15 protein-coding genes and 1 pseudogene are annotated in these 13,453 nt (G+C 58.5%); 7 read left to right on the top strand and 9 right to left on the bottom strand.

What is annotated here, in order from left to right:
* Positions 1 to 82 precede the first annotated feature (82 nt).
* A complete protein-coding gene (locus tag BW974_RS19425) occupies positions 83 to 589 on the top strand; it encodes an immunoglobulin-like domain-containing protein (protein ID WP_076432035.1) in 507 nt (168 codons plus the stop codon).
* Between the two features lie 47 nt (positions 590 to 636).
* Here the strand turns inward: BW974_RS19425 and BW974_RS19420 are convergent, their stop codons facing one another.
* The 5 genes from BW974_RS19420 to BW974_RS19400 all read right to left on the bottom strand — a co-directional run bounded on the left by BW974_RS19420 (position 637) and on the right by BW974_RS19400 (position 3,905).
* On the bottom strand, positions 637 to 1,074 hold the full coding sequence (locus BW974_RS19420) for a CopD family protein (RefSeq protein WP_076432033.1): 438 nt from the start codon (positions 1,072 to 1,074) through the stop codon (positions 637 to 639).
* 108 nt (positions 1,075 to 1,182) lie between these two features.
* Complete coding sequence (locus BW974_RS19415) at positions 1,183 to 1,581, bottom strand: helix-turn-helix domain-containing protein (protein WP_076432031.1); 399 nt, start codon at positions 1,579 to 1,581, stop codon at positions 1,183 to 1,185.
* A 99-nt stretch (positions 1,582 to 1,680) separates the two neighbouring features.
* Positions 1,681 to 2,178: a DUF6691 family protein gene (locus BW974_RS19410; RefSeq protein WP_076432029.1), complete on the bottom strand. Its 498-nt coding sequence runs from the start codon at positions 2,176 to 2,178 to the stop codon at positions 1,681 to 1,683.
* Positions 2,175 to 2,693 carry a YeeE/YedE family protein gene (locus BW974_RS19405; protein WP_076432027.1) on the bottom strand — a complete coding sequence of 173 codons (519 nt, stop codon included), beginning with the start codon at positions 2,691 to 2,693 and terminating at the stop codon, positions 2,175 to 2,177. The genes BW974_RS19410 and BW974_RS19405 overlap by 4 nt, the downstream gene beginning before the upstream one ends.
* Before the next feature lie 18 nt (positions 2,694 to 2,711).
* Positions 2,712 to 3,905: an MBL fold metallo-hydrolase gene (locus BW974_RS19400; RefSeq protein ID WP_076432025.1), complete on the bottom strand. Its 1,194-nt coding sequence runs from the start codon at positions 3,903 to 3,905 to the stop codon at positions 2,712 to 2,714.
* Between the two features lie 222 nt (positions 3,906 to 4,127).
* Between BW974_RS19400 and BW974_RS19395 the strand changes: the two genes are divergently transcribed.
* The 6 genes and pseudogenes from BW974_RS19395 (at position 4,128) to BW974_RS19370 (ending at position 9,517) form a co-directional block, all read left to right on the top strand.
* Positions 4,128 to 4,385, top strand: coding sequence for a sulfurtransferase TusA family protein (locus BW974_RS19395; protein WP_076432023.1), 258 nt, complete (start codon positions 4,128 to 4,130; stop codon positions 4,383 to 4,385).
* 2 nt (positions 4,386 to 4,387) lie between these two features.
* Positions 4,388 to 4,963, top strand: coding sequence for a DsrE/DsrF/DrsH-like family protein (locus BW974_RS19390; protein ID WP_076432021.1), 576 nt, complete (start codon positions 4,388 to 4,390; stop codon positions 4,961 to 4,963).
* Between the two features lie 265 nt (positions 4,964 to 5,228).
* Complete coding sequence (hflX, locus tag BW974_RS19385) at positions 5,229 to 6,593, top strand: GTPase HflX (protein ID WP_245800203.1); 1,365 nt, start codon at positions 5,229 to 5,231, stop codon at positions 6,591 to 6,593.
* Positions 6,594 to 6,810: 217 nt separating this feature from the next.
* Positions 6,811 to 7,425: pseudogene (locus BW974_RS19380) on the top strand (NADH-quinone oxidoreductase subunit B); the annotation flags it as partial.
* Positions 7,422 to 9,059 carry an NADH-quinone oxidoreductase subunit D gene (locus BW974_RS19375; protein WP_076432017.1) on the top strand — a complete coding sequence of 546 codons (1,638 nt, stop codon included), beginning with the start codon at positions 7,422 to 7,424 and terminating at the stop codon, positions 9,057 to 9,059. The pseudogene BW974_RS19380 and the gene BW974_RS19375, both read left to right, overlap by 4 nt.
* Positions 9,056 to 9,517 carry a NuoI/complex I 23 kDa subunit family protein gene (locus BW974_RS19370; protein WP_076432015.1) on the top strand — a complete coding sequence of 154 codons (462 nt, stop codon included), beginning with the start codon at positions 9,056 to 9,058 and terminating at the stop codon, positions 9,515 to 9,517. Before BW974_RS19375 ends, BW974_RS19370 begins: the two co-directional genes overlap by 4 nt.
* Here the strand turns inward: BW974_RS19370 and BW974_RS19365 are convergent, their stop codons facing one another.
* The 4 genes from BW974_RS19365 to BW974_RS19350 all read right to left on the bottom strand — a co-directional run bounded on the left by BW974_RS19365 (position 9,518) and on the right by BW974_RS19350 (position 13,453).
* Positions 9,518 to 10,915, bottom strand: a complete 1,398-nt coding sequence (locus tag BW974_RS19365; RefSeq protein WP_076432013.1) for an arylsulfotransferase family protein — start codon at positions 10,913 to 10,915, stop codon at positions 9,518 to 9,520.
* A 197-nt stretch (positions 10,916 to 11,112) separates the two neighbouring features.
* The gene (locus BW974_RS19360; RefSeq protein ID WP_076432012.1) at positions 11,113 to 11,994 is read right to left on the bottom strand and encodes a methyltransferase domain-containing protein; all 882 of its coding nucleotides are present in this window, start codon (positions 11,992 to 11,994) and stop codon (positions 11,113 to 11,115) included.
* Positions 11,991 to 13,076 (bottom strand): glycosyltransferase family 4 protein, encoded by a 1,086-nt coding sequence (locus BW974_RS19355; RefSeq protein WP_076432010.1) that lies wholly within the window; start codon positions 13,074 to 13,076, stop codon positions 11,991 to 11,993. The genes BW974_RS19360 and BW974_RS19355 overlap by 4 nt, the downstream gene beginning before the upstream one ends.
* Positions 13,076 to 13,453 (bottom strand): 6-pyruvoyl trahydropterin synthase family protein, encoded by a 378-nt coding sequence (locus tag BW974_RS19350; RefSeq protein ID WP_076432285.1) that lies wholly within the window; start codon positions 13,451 to 13,453, stop codon positions 13,076 to 13,078. Before BW974_RS19350 ends, BW974_RS19355 begins: the two co-directional genes overlap by 1 nt.

Below are 13,453 nucleotides of genomic sequence, written 5' to 3'. Positions count from 1 at the left end.
GGATTAAATTTCCATTACCAAATTCAAACAGAAAATATATATTATTCAAATTAGGATTTACGGCTGTAATCCCCTCCAACACATGAAACGAAGAACATTCATTGCATCCGGTTCGGTCGCCCTCCTCGGTGGTGTCGCAGGAACTACACTCGGTTTCAAATCGCAGTTCTCGAAGGACGAATCGCAGGCCGATTACCAAGATGATGACCGAATTGTCTACGAACACGACAATATGAAACTGCGTCCTCGGCAGGAAAGTGCCAATCTTGGAGATACAATCCAGTTCGAGGTGACCAATACGAGTGATTCGAAAATCGTTCTCGGATGCAACAATCCGTGGGCGATACAGCGGTTTTCGGACGGCAAATGGCGACACGTCGCGTGGACTAAAGACAGATACTACCAGATGTGCGCACAAGAAGTCGGTTCGGGTGATCTGTACACACAGAATGTCACGATGTCGAAATCCGGCCTCGAACGGCAATCAGGTAACGTCGCTGGCAAACTCGGTCCCGGTCAGTACCGATTCGTCCTCCTCGGCACGTCACCCTTTTTAGCGACCGATTTCACCGTCCTCGATTCCGAGTAGTACGGTGCGCCCACAACCCCTAACGTTCGAAATTTATCGTCTAAACTTTACAATCGCCCGGCGACGATGAGCAGGCCGATAGCCACGACGCCTCCGGCGTAATACCACGATGCGTATTTGGAGGCGGCACGCATCGCGCCATCATCGAGATTCTTCAGTAGACCGCTGCTTGCGCCGTGGCTGATGCCGGTCAGGACGAACCAGAGTGCGACCATCGTAAGGACGAGGTGGCCGCGCGGGCTTCCACCGAGGAGTTCGACGGTGTACCGGGTTCCAGCGAGATGGCCACCTGTGGCGAACAGAACGAACGAAGCTAGCATGGAAAACCGCGAAAATCGTTTCGTGAGCCATCTGAGGCCCTCTGTTCCGAGATGACCTTTCTGCGCCGCCGGAATCACGAGGAGCGCCATGAACAGCGCCCATCCTGCCCAGACGCCAGCGAAAACGGTGTGCAAAACCTGCATCAGTACGTCGATTACTGCCATTTTCCGGAAGTTGTCACAGACTCCTCAAATAGCTTCCCATGACTTTCGAAAGCGTAGAATCGACCACGAAATACCAAGTGGACAGCAGACAGATACGAACGAGTTCGGTTAGACCGGTTGGCCGGGTCGTTCGGTTTCGTTGTACTTGTCCTCGAACTCCTGAATCAGTTGGCCCATCTTCGCGTACCACTCGTTCAGCATTCGCTGCATCTCGTGGGATACCTCGCCGGGGTCGGTCGGCCGGTAGACGTGGTAGTAGCCGCCTTGGTCGTAGTTCACCTGCTCTTTCTGGATGAAGCCTGCCTGAAGCAGTCGCTGGATGGAGCGGTAGGCGGTCGAACGCTCGCGCTCGATGCGGTCTGCGATGTCGTCGATGGTCAGCGATTCCTCGCTCTCGACGACGACCTGATAGCACTGTCTGTCGAGTTCTTTTAGTCCGTGGATACACTCCAGCAGGCCTTCACACTCCATATCCTGCTGAAGATACTCCGCCATCGAGTTTGCCATTGTCTACGCGAAAGTTGGTCGCTGAGACGTAAAAGGATTTTGCAAGGTTTTCACAACACTCCACTCGGCAGAGGTGGATAAATCGCTCACCCAGCTTGCTCAGTCTGCACTCGTCGCCGGACTGGTTGCGTCTGCACGGTGTTTTCGCCACAACCCTTGGAGATACGCACCGAGGAACATTCCGCCGATGCCGAACAGGATGAGGTAGTTTCCGAGGCCGACGCTGGCGTAGGCGGCCCCCGGACAGATGCCCGAAATACCCCAGCCGACGCCGAAGATTCCGCCGCCGACGAGGACGTTTTTGTCGAACGATTTCAGCCGTCGGGTGTACGATTTCCCGGTCAACGGCGCGTTCCCGGACAGTCGAGTTGCGACGGCGAACGTCGTTCCAGTAACGACCGCCGCACCACCCATGACGAACAGCAGGCCGAAATCGTCGAACTGGAGAAACTGCAGCACGACTTCGGGTTTGGCCATCTGACTGAAACCGAGTCCGAACCCGAAAACGAGGCCGCCGACCAGTACCAAGGGCATGAACAGCGGCCCGCGTTCGTTCGTGTCCACGCCAGATTTTCCCGCCCTCGATTTCCCGCTCATGGCGAAATCCCCATTCCCATCGCCTGCATCAGTTGTGCGGTTCCGATTGCAATCGTCATGAACGTCGCCACGTTGACGATGGAGGTGAACGAGGCCGAACCAACGCCACAAACACCGTGGCCGGACGTACAGCCCTTCCCGATTCGCGTACCGATACCGACGAGGATACCGCCGCCGAGGAGTCGCCACCACTCCACATCAGTCGTCCAGATTTCGCCGTGGAAGGCGGCCTGGTAGATTGCCGCACCGCCGATGATTCCCAGCGTGAAGACGACGCGCCAATCGCGGGAGGCGACGTATTTTCCTCTCTGAAATCGCGGCACGTTGGAGACGTACGACAGCGTCGTCTCCAAGAACGTGCTCGCCCCTGCGATGATGCCTGTGCCGAGGTAGATGACGGCGACGCCGAGTCCGATGAATACGCCGCCGATGGCGTAGTGGGAAACGCCGTTCGGGAATAGCTCTGCGAACGTGAGTGCTGGCATGAGTGCTGATTGTAGTAACGAAATTGCCATATATTCTCCCCCGCCGCGTTAGTCGCTCGTGAGCGAGTCTCGACTCGCGGCGCAGTTGTTCGGTCCGAGTTCGAGCTCGAACGCTTCTTCGTCTTTTGTGTGCTGTTTACCCAAGTTCGTTGCGATGATGTCCTCGTAGTTCGCAGGACGTGGCGGCATATCCGACAGCACGAACTCCACGAACTCCTCGCGGCTCATCGAGAGCGCGTCCATCGAGTCGGCCAAATCGCCGATTGTCGCGGTGTAGGTGCCATCCTCGGCAGGAACCGCCGAATCGCTGAAATGTGCCGGCGCGACCACGGTTTCGTCGGGAAGCGACAGAATCCGCTCTTGAAGCGTCTCGTGGAGGATTTTCGCGGCCTCCGGCGCGCCTTCGTCACCCTCTTCGAGGTCGGGGCGGGCCACGCTCTCGGTGAAGAGGGTATCTCCAGTGAACAGCACGCCGCCGACCCCGTAGGAGGTCATTCCCGTCGTGTGGCCGGGGGTGTGAATCACGTCGATTTCGGTGTTCCCGAGCGGGAGTTTCTCGCCGTCTTCGACGGTTCGGTACGGCACGTCGTACTCGATGCCGCGGGCGTCTGCGGGTGCGGGAACGACCGATTCAGCACTGCCGGATTGCGTTACGGTTCGAACGCCGCTGACGTGGTCGGCGTGAACGTGCGTGTCGATGGCGTATGTGAGTTCGGCATCCCGTTTCTCTGCGTCTTCTGTGTACTCCTCCTCGAACGCTCGAAGCGGGTCGATGACCGCCGCCTCGCCGTCCGAAACGACGAGGTAGGACAAACATCCGCTGGAGGGTCGTTGATACTGGATAATCGCTGTGTCTGCGTTTTCACTTTCGATTTCACGCCGTTCGAGGACGCGCGCCCAGCCTTTCATTCCGTCTTCGAGATGGTTCACGTCGTAGCCACGCTCGGCGAACAGCCCGGCGATGTACTCGCTCGACCCACCTTTTGCGCACAGAACGGTCACGTCCTCGTCCTTCGGAACCGGGTCGAACAGTTCGTCGTCCGGGTCGTCCGCGAGATATTCGAAATAGGGGACGTTGCTACTCTCGACGTTTTCGCCGTCGATTTTCCACTTTTCGTACTCGTCGGTCGCGCGAACGTCGAGTAGCGTGACGGATTCGCCCGCGTCGATTCGCTCGTACAGTTCGTTCGGGGTTACCGACGCGACTTCGGCGCTCGGTGATGGGAACGGTGATTCGCTCATGGACAGCAGTAGGTATCGGACACAGACACAAAAGGGTTCGCATAGTATTCCAAATTCTCTGCAATACCAATATCGGATTCGCTTTTGCTAGGCTCAATTAGGCCTTTAAACACTGCTTTCGCACTATTTTGTTGTGCGCATTAAGCACAATATCCAACACACTTTTAATGGTTCGGGCGGTATTGTCCAATACATCCAAGACAACACATTGGTGACCTCACAATGAGTACGAAATTCGACATCACGGAGACGCTGGACGTAACAGGACTGAACTGCCCGATGCCGGTCGTCAAGACGAAACAGGCGACCGACGAACTGACCGAAGGCGACGTGCTGGAAGTCGTCGCAACCGACTCCGGGAGCATGAGCGACCTGAAGGGATGGGCGAACACGACCGACGGCGTCGAACTGCTCGAACAGCAAGAAGGCGAGGACGGCGGCGAAGCGGTCTACCGCCATTTCGTCCGGAAAACGGAGTAAGCATGAGTACGGATACGCCATCCACCGCGGAAGCAGACGAGACGAACGAAACAGCACTCCGCGAGCGAATCGAGCAGTTGGAGGGCGAACTCGCCGACCTGAAAGACGAAATCGGCGGTCAGAAGAAGATGACCATCATCGCTACGAAGGGCACACTCGACATGGCATACCCCCCGCTCATCCTCGCCAGCACTGCCGCCGCGTTCGGGTGGGACGTGGTCGTCTTCCACACGTTCTGGGGACTAGACATCCTCCACGAGAAAAAATCCAAGAACCTCAAACTCAGCGCGGTCGGCAATCCGAGTATGCCGATGCCGAACGCGATGGCTGCGCTCCCCGGCATGGACTCCATGGCGACGAAGATGATGCAGAAGAAAATCGAGGAGAACGGCACCGCGACCATCGAGGAACTCATCGACGTGTCGTTAGAAACCGGCGTGGAACTGCAGGCCTGCCAGATGACGATGGAGTTGATGGACTACGACGAAACTGAGTTCTACGACGGCGTCGTTTCGGGCGTCGGCGCGGCCACCGCCCTCGAACATATGGCCGAGGCGGACATCCAACTGCTCGTCTGACGATTCGTTCTCGGTTTCCAATTAGTTCCCATCGTTGACACCACCACAAAGCTTTTCATGGGTGTCGTCATATCGGGAAGCAAGGTCGAATCATGACCACCTCTCTCCTTCACTGACCGGGCCACTGCGGGGTAGTACACCGTCTATCTTCGGATAGCCACGGCTGTCTCCCCTGTTTCCCGGTTTCGTTCGTTACCGTCGAATAGCGTCGACTGTCGATGTTCGACAGTCGGCTTGACAGAAATACACCACATAAGCAATCACTATGCAATCAGGTTCAGCAATTATCGCACAACGGATGGACAGCGGAGCGGCAACTGACGGAACGGCGGATGACGGAACGGCGGACGACGAAAATATGGGCGGCGAAACGACGACTCCGCGGGACACGGCGGAGATTCGCGCGCTCGCCGACGCGGCAGGGTACGACGTGGTTGGCGAAGTCACGCAAACACGGGTCGAGGATTCGAAGTACCAGTTCGGGCGCGGAAAGGCCGAAACGCTAGCGGAGCGAGTGAAAACGAGCGACGCACGCAACGTCATCTTCGACAACCCGCTTTCGCCACAGCAGACCTACGAACTCGGCCAGTTGTGCCCCGACGAAACTCAACTCATCGACCGTTATCGACTCGTTCTCGAAATATTCAGCCAGCAGGCCGGAACTCGCCGGGCGAAACTACAGGTCGAACTCGCGCAGTTGCAGTACGAGCTTCCGCGGGTGCAGGCCGAAATCCGCTTGGAGAAGGAAGTCGCCAACGAACGCCGTTCTCGGAACGGACTCGGCGAGAAAGAAGACAGGCGAATCACGGACATCAAAGACCGAATCGACCGCATCAAATCGAAATTGGACAGTCTCTCCGACGTGGGCGACCAGCGACGCGAAAAGCGCAGGGAACAGGGCTTCGACCTCGTCGCACTCGCGGGCTACACCAACGCCGGGAAATCGACGCTTCTGCGTCGATTGGCAGACGAAATGGCGTTCGACTCGGATACTCACGACGACCTCCACGAGAGTGCGGCGGCGGAAGACAGACTGTTCAAGACGCTCGAAACGACGACCCGCCGGGCCGAGATTCAGGGCCGGAGGACACTCATCACGGATACGGTCGGATTCATCAGCGACCTGCCCCACTGGCTGGTCGAATCGTTCGAAACGACGCTCACGGAGACGTACGAAGCCGACCTCGTGCTTCTCGTTGCCGACGTGAGCGACCCGCTTCCCGAACTACGCGAGAAGCTTCAAACGTCGCTCGATTTGCTGGACGGCGACGCGGAGCGAATCGTAACGGTGCTGAACAAGGCCGACTGCGTTTCGGGCGAGAAATTGGACGAGCGAGTTTCGGGCGTGTCCGACCTCGTGTCGAATCCCGTCGTCGTCAGTACGACCGAAAACGACGGTATCGACGCGCTTCGGGAGCGAATCGTGGACGAACTACCGGAGTGGCAAACCGACCGACTGACGCTTCCCAACACGAGCGAAACGATGTCGCTCCTCTCGTGGCTGTACGACCACGCCCGCGTCGAAGCCGTGTGGTACCCGAGCGAGAGCGAGGACGTGGTGGTCGAGTTCGCCGCAGACCCCGCGATAGCCGAGCGCGCGACGGTGAAAGCCGACACGATTTCGGCGTGAGTAGAGCCAAAACGCCGTTTCGAAACTGACCCTTGAAATAGCCACCAAATATTCATCACTGTCCTTCCCTTACGCCCACTGATGCCCGGTAACACGGGTTTCGGGGGAAGGGGATATGAGCCACGATTCACCGTCAGCAACAGGGATGGATAGTCCGCCAGACCAGCGCCCGGTCGGCCAAGCCAGTCGCTCCGAGGCGAAAGACCAACTGCCGAGTCGGTTCGATTCGAAACTCCGCGATGCGCTCGGAACGTCGCCGTTCATTTTGACGAAGTTCGACGCGTTCATGAACTGGGTACGAGGGTCGTCGATGTTCATGCTCCAGTTCGGTATCGCCTGCTGTAGCATCGAGATGATGCACACCTACGCGGTCAAACACGATTTGGACCGCTTCGGTGCGGGGGTTCCGCGAGCGTCGCCTCGGCAGGCCGACGTGATAATCGTGCCGGGAACCATCGTCTCGAAGTTCGCGCCGCGGATGAAGCGCATCTACGACCAGATGCCGGAACCCAAGTTCGTCGTCAGCATGGGGTCGTGTACCTGCTCCGGCGGGCCGTTTCAGGAAGGATACAACGTCATCAAGGGTGCAGAAGAGGTCATCCCGTGCGACATTCACGTTCCCGGCTGTCCGCCGCGCCCGGAGGCGCTCATCTACGGCGTCGCCAAGCTACAGGAACGAATCGCCCACGGGGAAGCCAGTCCAGTCGTCGTGAAGCCCTACGAACTGGAGCAGTTCGGCGATTTAGAACGTGACGAACTGGTACAGTCGCTCGCCGACCAAATCGACGAAGAGACGCTCGTCATGCGGTACAACTGGGTGGATTCGCCATGAGCGTACAGGAACAACTGGTGGACGGCGACGAACTCGCCGACCTACTCGGCGAGTTCGTCATCGGGCGCGAAGAGCATCTGAACGCGCCCGCGTTCGTTATCCGCCCGGACGAGGTACAGGACGTGCTGAGCGTCCTTCGCGGCGAGGCCGGATTCGACCATCTCTCGTGTTTGACGGCTCAGCAGTACGAAGACCGGTACGAGAGCATCTACCATCTGAAAAAGTACGACGACCCGCGACAGGAGGTGAGCGTCGTCGTCCCGACGGCCATAGACGAACCGAGAAGTCAGACGGCGGAACCCGTCTACACGACCGCGAACTGGCACGAACGCGAGGCCTACGACCTCGTCGGAATCGAGTACGACGGCCATCCGGATATGCGCCGGATTCTGTTGCCCGAGACGTGGCAGGGCCACCCGCTTTCGCTCGACTACGACCAAGACCGACCGCAGGTCGTGGCGTTGGAGGAACATCAAAACCCACTGTTAGAAGACCACGTCGGCGGTGACTCCGACACCGTCTTCATCAACATCGGGCCGCACCACCCGGCCACGCACGGTGTTCTCCATCTGGAAACCGTCCTCGACGGCGAGCAGGTGCTCGACGTCGAACCCGACATCGGCTACCTCCATCGTTGTGAGGAACAGATGGCCCAGTCGGGCAACTACCGGCACGAAATCATGCCGTACCCAGACCGCTGGGATTACACTGCGAACATGACCAACGAGTGGGCCTATGCGCGGGCCATCGAAGACCTCGCGGACATCGACGTTCCCGATTACGCGAAGGTGCTTAGAACGCTCGGCGTCGAACTCTCGCGGATGGCGGGTCACTTCCTCGCCCTCGGAACGTTCGCGCTGGACGTGTACGGAGACTTTACCGCCATCTTCCAGTACGCGTTCCGCGACCGCGAGAAGGCACAGAACGTCTTGGAGGATTTGACCGGCCAGCGAATGATGTTCAACTACTTCCGCATCGGCGGTGTCATCTGGGACCTCCCGGAACCGCGCGAGGAGTTTTTCGACAAGACGATGGATTTCGTCGACGAACTGCCGCAGGCACTCGAAGAGTACCACGACTTGCTCACGAACAACGAAATCTTCCAACTGCGGTGCGTCGGAACCGGCGTCCTCGAACCCGACGTTGCGAAGCAGTACGGCGTCACCGGCCCGGTTGCTCGCGGTTCGGGCGTCGATTACGACATCCGTAGAGACGACCCCTACGGCTACTACGACCGACTCGATTGGGATGTCGTTACGGAACCCGGTTGCGACAACTTCTCCCGCGTCCTCGTGCGACTGCGGGAAGTCGAACAGTCCGCGAGAATCGTAGAGCAGTGCGTCAATATACTCGACGACTGGCCGGAAGACGACCGAGAACTCCAATCGAACGTGCCGCGAACGCTCAAACCGCCGATGGATGCAGAAACGTATCGCGCGGTCGAAGCCGCGAAGGGCGAACTCGGCGTCTACATCCGTTCTGACAACACGTCGAAGCCAGCACGGTTCAAGATTCGAAGCCCGTGTTTCCACAACCTCTCGGCGCTTCCCGAGATGGCGAACGGAGAGTACGTGCCGGATTTGATTGCCTCGTTGGGAAGTCTCGACATCGTCCTCGGGAGTGTTGACCGATGATTGGCCTACTCAAAGGAATGGCGACGACGATGAAACACGCGCTCGACGGCGAGACGTTCACCGTGGAGTATCCCGACGTACCGCCGGAAGTCAGCCCGCGATTCCGCGGGATTCACAAGTTCAGTCAGGAGCGATGTATCTGGTGTCGCCAGTGCGAAAACGTCTGTCCGAACGACACCATCCAAATCGTGATGGACGACCAGCGAAACGGCGAACAGTACAACCTCCACGTCGGGCAATGTATCTACTGCCGACTCTGCGAGGAGGTTTGTCCAGTGGACGCAATTTTGCTCACGCAGAACTTCGAATTCACGGGGGACACGAAGGACGACTTGGTGTACAACAAAGAACAGTTGAAAAACGTCCCGTGGTACAAGGATATCGACCCGCTCGAATCGCGCGAACCAGATAGGGGTGCGTGGATTGGGGAGGGAGAGGGGGACGTGGATTATCAGTAATCAGGCGAACCGGTGTTTCACGCCGGAGTAAATCCGGCGTCGCTGGTACACCAACTCACCGATGAGCCAGCCCAGCACGATCAGGATGGCGAAGATTGCGGCGATGAAGGCGTACTCGTTCATCCAAATTGGGCGGATGAACGGCGTGGCTTGGTCCCACACCTCGCCGTATTCTCGCATGTCTTCCTCGATGGCCGTTCCCGAGAAGGTGTTGCCGAGGAGGACGGACATCTTCACGCGGTCACCGGTTCCGGGGTCGATGTTCGCACTACCCGAAACTTGGTAGTCGCCGGTCGTTCCGTGGTCGGCCATCGTCGGGCCGTTCGAACCGTCACCGTGAACGACGCGCTCCGCGTCGTAGGGAAGCCACGGCGAGTAGAACTCCCAGACGATTTCGCCTTCCGGCGTCACTTCGATGACGCGGTGGTTCGAGGAGTCGGTGATGAGCGTGTTGCCGTTCGGCAGGCGGTCTGCGTCACGGGGCCAGTTGAACTTCTCGGAGGAACCCATCTCCCACGTCGATTCCCACTCGTTACCGCGTTTTTCGTACTCCACGATGCGGTGGTTCTCGGAGTCGGCGACGAGGATGGTCGGGTTGCCCGATTCGCTTTCGAGATAGTCCGGATTGTGCTGTTCCTGAAGCGTGTCGTAGTCGCCGTCCTCTCCGAGCTTCATCGTGACTTCTTTGGACTCACGGTCGACGACGATGACTTCGTCCATGTTTCGCGGGTCGGCCATGTACTTACCGGGGCCGATTTTGTCAACGTCGTTGACGTGCGTCCAGTCGTCCGTGTAGTCGCCGCCGTTCTTTTTCTCGTAATGGCTGCGGAAGTACCACTCCCACGTGATTTCGTCGTCCTCTAAATCGTAGATGAACAGTCGGTCGTCGTTCTGGCCGGTGCTCTCGTTGTAGGCGCGCATGTTGGCGACGAGCAGTTGGTCACCGTTGATGAGGTCAACGTCGTGGGTGTCGTGGATTTCGAGGAACTGCTCCCACTCCTTTTCTTGCGTGTCGGGGTTGTACTCGTAGACGAGGGTGCCACCGCGCTGTGTCGAGGTGACGAGCAGGTTGCCGTTGTCCAGCGGGTCAACGTCGTAGAACCACGACGCACCTTCTTTCGAGCCGTTGTGAACCCATTCGACGTTTCCGTTCGGGCCGACGGCGACGAGGCGAGCGGGCTTTTTCTTGTTTCCTTGTCCTTGGAAGTGGTATCCCTGAACACTGATAACTGTCGTGCCGTTAGCAGGGCTTTCGATGGTTCCTTTGGTCAGATTCGATTCCTCCTGGTCGTAGGTAATCGCGGAGACGGCGGAGGGGGCGAGTAGGGAGACGACCAACAATAAGACGACTCCGCGCACGAGCCACGGCCGTGGCGGGAGTCGTTCCGTCCAATCCATAAGCTATACTCGGTAACCTTCACTTTGTATATTTTGTGTTTTCTCTACCATTTCCCGACTGCTGATTTCGGTGACACGACCCGGATACGAAATGGACAGTTCGAAAATAATTTCTCGAATTGGTTAGTAAGTAGACCACTCTTTGGCGGGAACCGGTGAATCTTCTCCGAAGCAATTCTCTCCCCCACCTACCGCGGTCACACCATCTTCGCCAGCACGTCGAACTGGTGGGCGATGTAGGTGAGTTCCCCTTCACCGACCTGTCTGTGGCGCGTCGCCAACCAGTCGGAAAACGCCTCCGTGTCGATTTCCGAATGGCCGTCGAGAACGCCCGCAATCGTTCCGAGAATGTGCCGGAGGAAAATCCCCTCGTCCGCGTGGTACGACCCGTTTTCGGGATACACCACCCAGTCGGAACTTCCGACAGCGAGCAGTTCCGTCTCTCGGTTTCGACATTCGGCGAGCAGTCGTCGCCCTGCTCTGCTCGACCCGTCGCCGTCGTCCATGTGCCGGTGGTACAGTTCCGTGACTCGTTCGTCCAGTTCGTGTGCCGGTTCGAACATCGTCTCTCCATCGAAAGTAATCGGGAAGTAGCACAATCCGCCGGAGTCGACTACCGAACGGAACGCCGGAAATGCCGACTCCAAATCGAATAGGTCGGCGACTGCGTGCCCGACGAGGGCGTCCCACTGTCTATCGGTTTTCTGTGCAAATTCGACTGCCTCCGCGACTTCGAAACGAACCGTAAGGGACTGCCCGTTTCGCTCGTACCGGAGTTCGTCTCCGTCGCCGTCTCGTTCGAACCCACCCGATTGTAGTCGCTCGCGGGCCATCTCGACGTTTTCCGGATTAATATCGAGTGCGGTGTACTGCACCTGATTCGGCAGGCAGTTCCACGAGCGAAGTCGCTCTATCATCGTGCCGATTCCGGCCCCGATTTCGAGCACTCGCACGCGGTCGGCAGGGGTGGCGGATTCGGCGGCGTCGCACAGTTCGCGCTGAAATCGGCGGAGTACCCGCCGATTCAGCGCCCGGTCGTCCACTGTTCGTTTCGCGTCGAGATATTGTTGAAACGTCATTGCTCCGGTGGAACCCTTCTATCTTGGTAGATTTCTCTCAGCAGTCTTTCGGCCGATTCGGTCGCCTCATTCCATCCCGGTTGGCGTTCGTACCGCTCCCGCGCCGAGATGCTCATTTGCGCGAGTCGGCGTCTGTCATCCCGAAGCGTGCGAACTGCGTCGGCAATCGCACTGGGGTCGTCGGGGGGAAGCAAAAATCCGTCGTCGCCGTCCGAGACGATTTCTCTCGCACCCCCTGCCGTCGTGGCAATCGCGGGCAGACCGAACGCCATCCCTTCGAGGTAGACGAGGCCGAAGCCTTCGTACAGCGACGGAACCGCGAGAACGTGGCTCCGGGCGAGCTGTCCGGCGACGGCCTCGTCCGGCAGTCGGCCCGCAAACGAAACCTTCTCGCGCAGGCCGAGTTCATCGCGGAGACGACGAACTCGGGTGGCGTACTTCCCGTCCGTTTTCGCGCCGATAACCGTGAGATGCCAGTTTCCCGAGACGGAGGAAAGACCACCTAGTAGGACGTGAAGCCCCTTTCTGGGAACGACGTTTCCGAGAAAGACGAGTCGAAGCGTGCCCTCGAACTCCCGGCCAATCGACAGCACTGGAACGAATCGCTCGAATCGGTCGCCTGCGGGGTATGCCACTGCTGCCTTCAGGTCGCTTCGCTCCTGCGAATCGAGCAGGTCGAAAACCGACTGTCGCGTCGTCTCGCTGTTGCAAATCACGCCGTCGAGATGCCGGAAATAGTCACGCTCAATCGCACGGTACCCCCGATTTTTCCACGCCGCTCGTGGTTCGTCCGACCGAAGATGGTGGACGACGGCAACGATTGGCGCGTCTATCTCGCGGTTTGTCCGAACCAGCGACGGATGACAGAGGTGGTCTTCGAGCAGCACGTCGAATCCCGAAAGTCGGGAGCGACGTCGGCGCGAAAAATTGTGCAGGAGACAGCGCCGGTACGACTCCCACGGAAAGCCGATGATTTCTACGCTGTGGCCTCGTTTCCGCAGTCCCTCGACCAGTTTCCTGTCGTACCGAAATCCACCGGAACGCTCGGAAAGCGAACCGTATACGACGAGTCCGAGATTCATCACACCGACCGTTCGAAGCTAGCCCACGCGTCGTCGTCCTCTCGCAGTGTTACCTCGATTTCGCTGACCTCCGGGGCGTCGATTCCGGCGAGAACGCGGTCACAGAACAGCCGTGAAAAATGCTCGACGCTGGGGTTCAATCCCTCGAACTCCGGCAGGTCGTTCAGCGTCTCGTCTCGATAGTGGGCGATGGTGTCGTCCAACGACTCACGCAATCGGTCGATGTCCACGAGATAGCCGAATTCGTTCAGCGACTCGCCCCGGAGACGAATCTCGGCCCCGTAGCGATGAGAGTGCAATTCCCCCTCCGGGCCGGGATTCGGAACTGTCAGGTAATGCTGTGCGACGAACGGTTTGGAAACGGTTACTTCGTACAT

The sequence above is a fragment of the Haladaptatus litoreus genome, from assembly GCF_900156425.1.
GTDB lineage: Archaea > Halobacteriota > Halobacteria > Halobacteriales > Haladaptataceae > Haladaptatus > Haladaptatus litoreus.
The sequence above is the reverse complement of the archived record's forward strand: the minus strand, read 5'-3'. Positions and strand labels throughout refer to the sequence as shown.

What these genes read in the sequence shown, in the direction of transcription:
- BW974_RS19355 (WP_076432010.1), bottom strand. Translation starts at nt 13,076, where the DNA reads ATGAATCTCGGACTCGTCGTATACGGTTCGCTTTCCGAGCGTTCCGGT.
- BW974_RS19395 (WP_076432023.1), top strand. Translation starts at nt 4,128, where the DNA reads ATGAGTACGAAATTCGACATCACGGAGACGCTGGACGTAACAGGACTG.
- BW974_RS19400 (WP_076432025.1), bottom strand. Translation starts at nt 3,905, where the DNA reads ATGAGCGAATCACCGTTCCCATCACCGAGCGCCGAAGTCGCGTCGGTA.
- BW974_RS19390 (WP_076432021.1), top strand. Translation starts at nt 4,388, where the DNA reads ATGAGTACGGATACGCCATCCACCGCGGAAGCAGACGAGACGAACGAA.
- hflX (WP_245800203.1), top strand. Translation starts at nt 5,229, where the DNA reads ATGCAATCAGGTTCAGCAATTATCGCACAACGGATGGACAGCGGAGCG.
- BW974_RS19420 (WP_076432033.1), bottom strand. Translation starts at nt 1,074, where the DNA reads ATGGCAGTAATCGACGTACTGATGCAGGTTTTGCACACCGTTTTCGCT.
- BW974_RS19365 (WP_076432013.1), bottom strand. Translation starts at nt 10,915, where the DNA reads ATGGATTGGACGGAACGACTCCCGCCACGGCCGTGGCTCGTGCGCGGA.
- BW974_RS19370 (WP_076432015.1), top strand. Translation starts at nt 9,056, where the DNA reads ATGATTGGCCTACTCAAAGGAATGGCGACGACGATGAAACACGCGCTC.
- BW974_RS19360 (WP_076432012.1), bottom strand. Translation starts at nt 11,994, where the DNA reads ATGACGTTTCAACAATATCTCGACGCGAAACGAACAGTGGACGACCGG.
- BW974_RS19410 (WP_076432029.1), bottom strand. Translation starts at nt 2,178, where the DNA reads ATGAGCGGGAAATCGAGGGCGGGAAAATCTGGCGTGGACACGAACGAA.
- BW974_RS19425 (WP_076432035.1), top strand. Translation starts at nt 83, where the DNA reads ATGAAACGAAGAACATTCATTGCATCCGGTTCGGTCGCCCTCCTCGGT.
- BW974_RS19350 (WP_076432285.1), bottom strand. Translation starts at nt 13,453, where the DNA reads ATGTACGAAGTAACCGTTTCCAAACCGTTCGTCGCACAGCATTACCTG.
- BW974_RS19375 (WP_076432017.1), top strand. Translation starts at nt 7,422, where the DNA reads ATGAGCGTACAGGAACAACTGGTGGACGGCGACGAACTCGCCGACCTA.
- BW974_RS19415 (WP_076432031.1), bottom strand. Translation starts at nt 1,581, where the DNA reads ATGGCAAACTCGATGGCGGAGTATCTTCAGCAGGATATGGAGTGTGAA.
- BW974_RS19405 (WP_076432027.1), bottom strand. Translation starts at nt 2,693, where the DNA reads ATGGCAATTTCGTTACTACAATCAGCACTCATGCCAGCACTCACGTTC.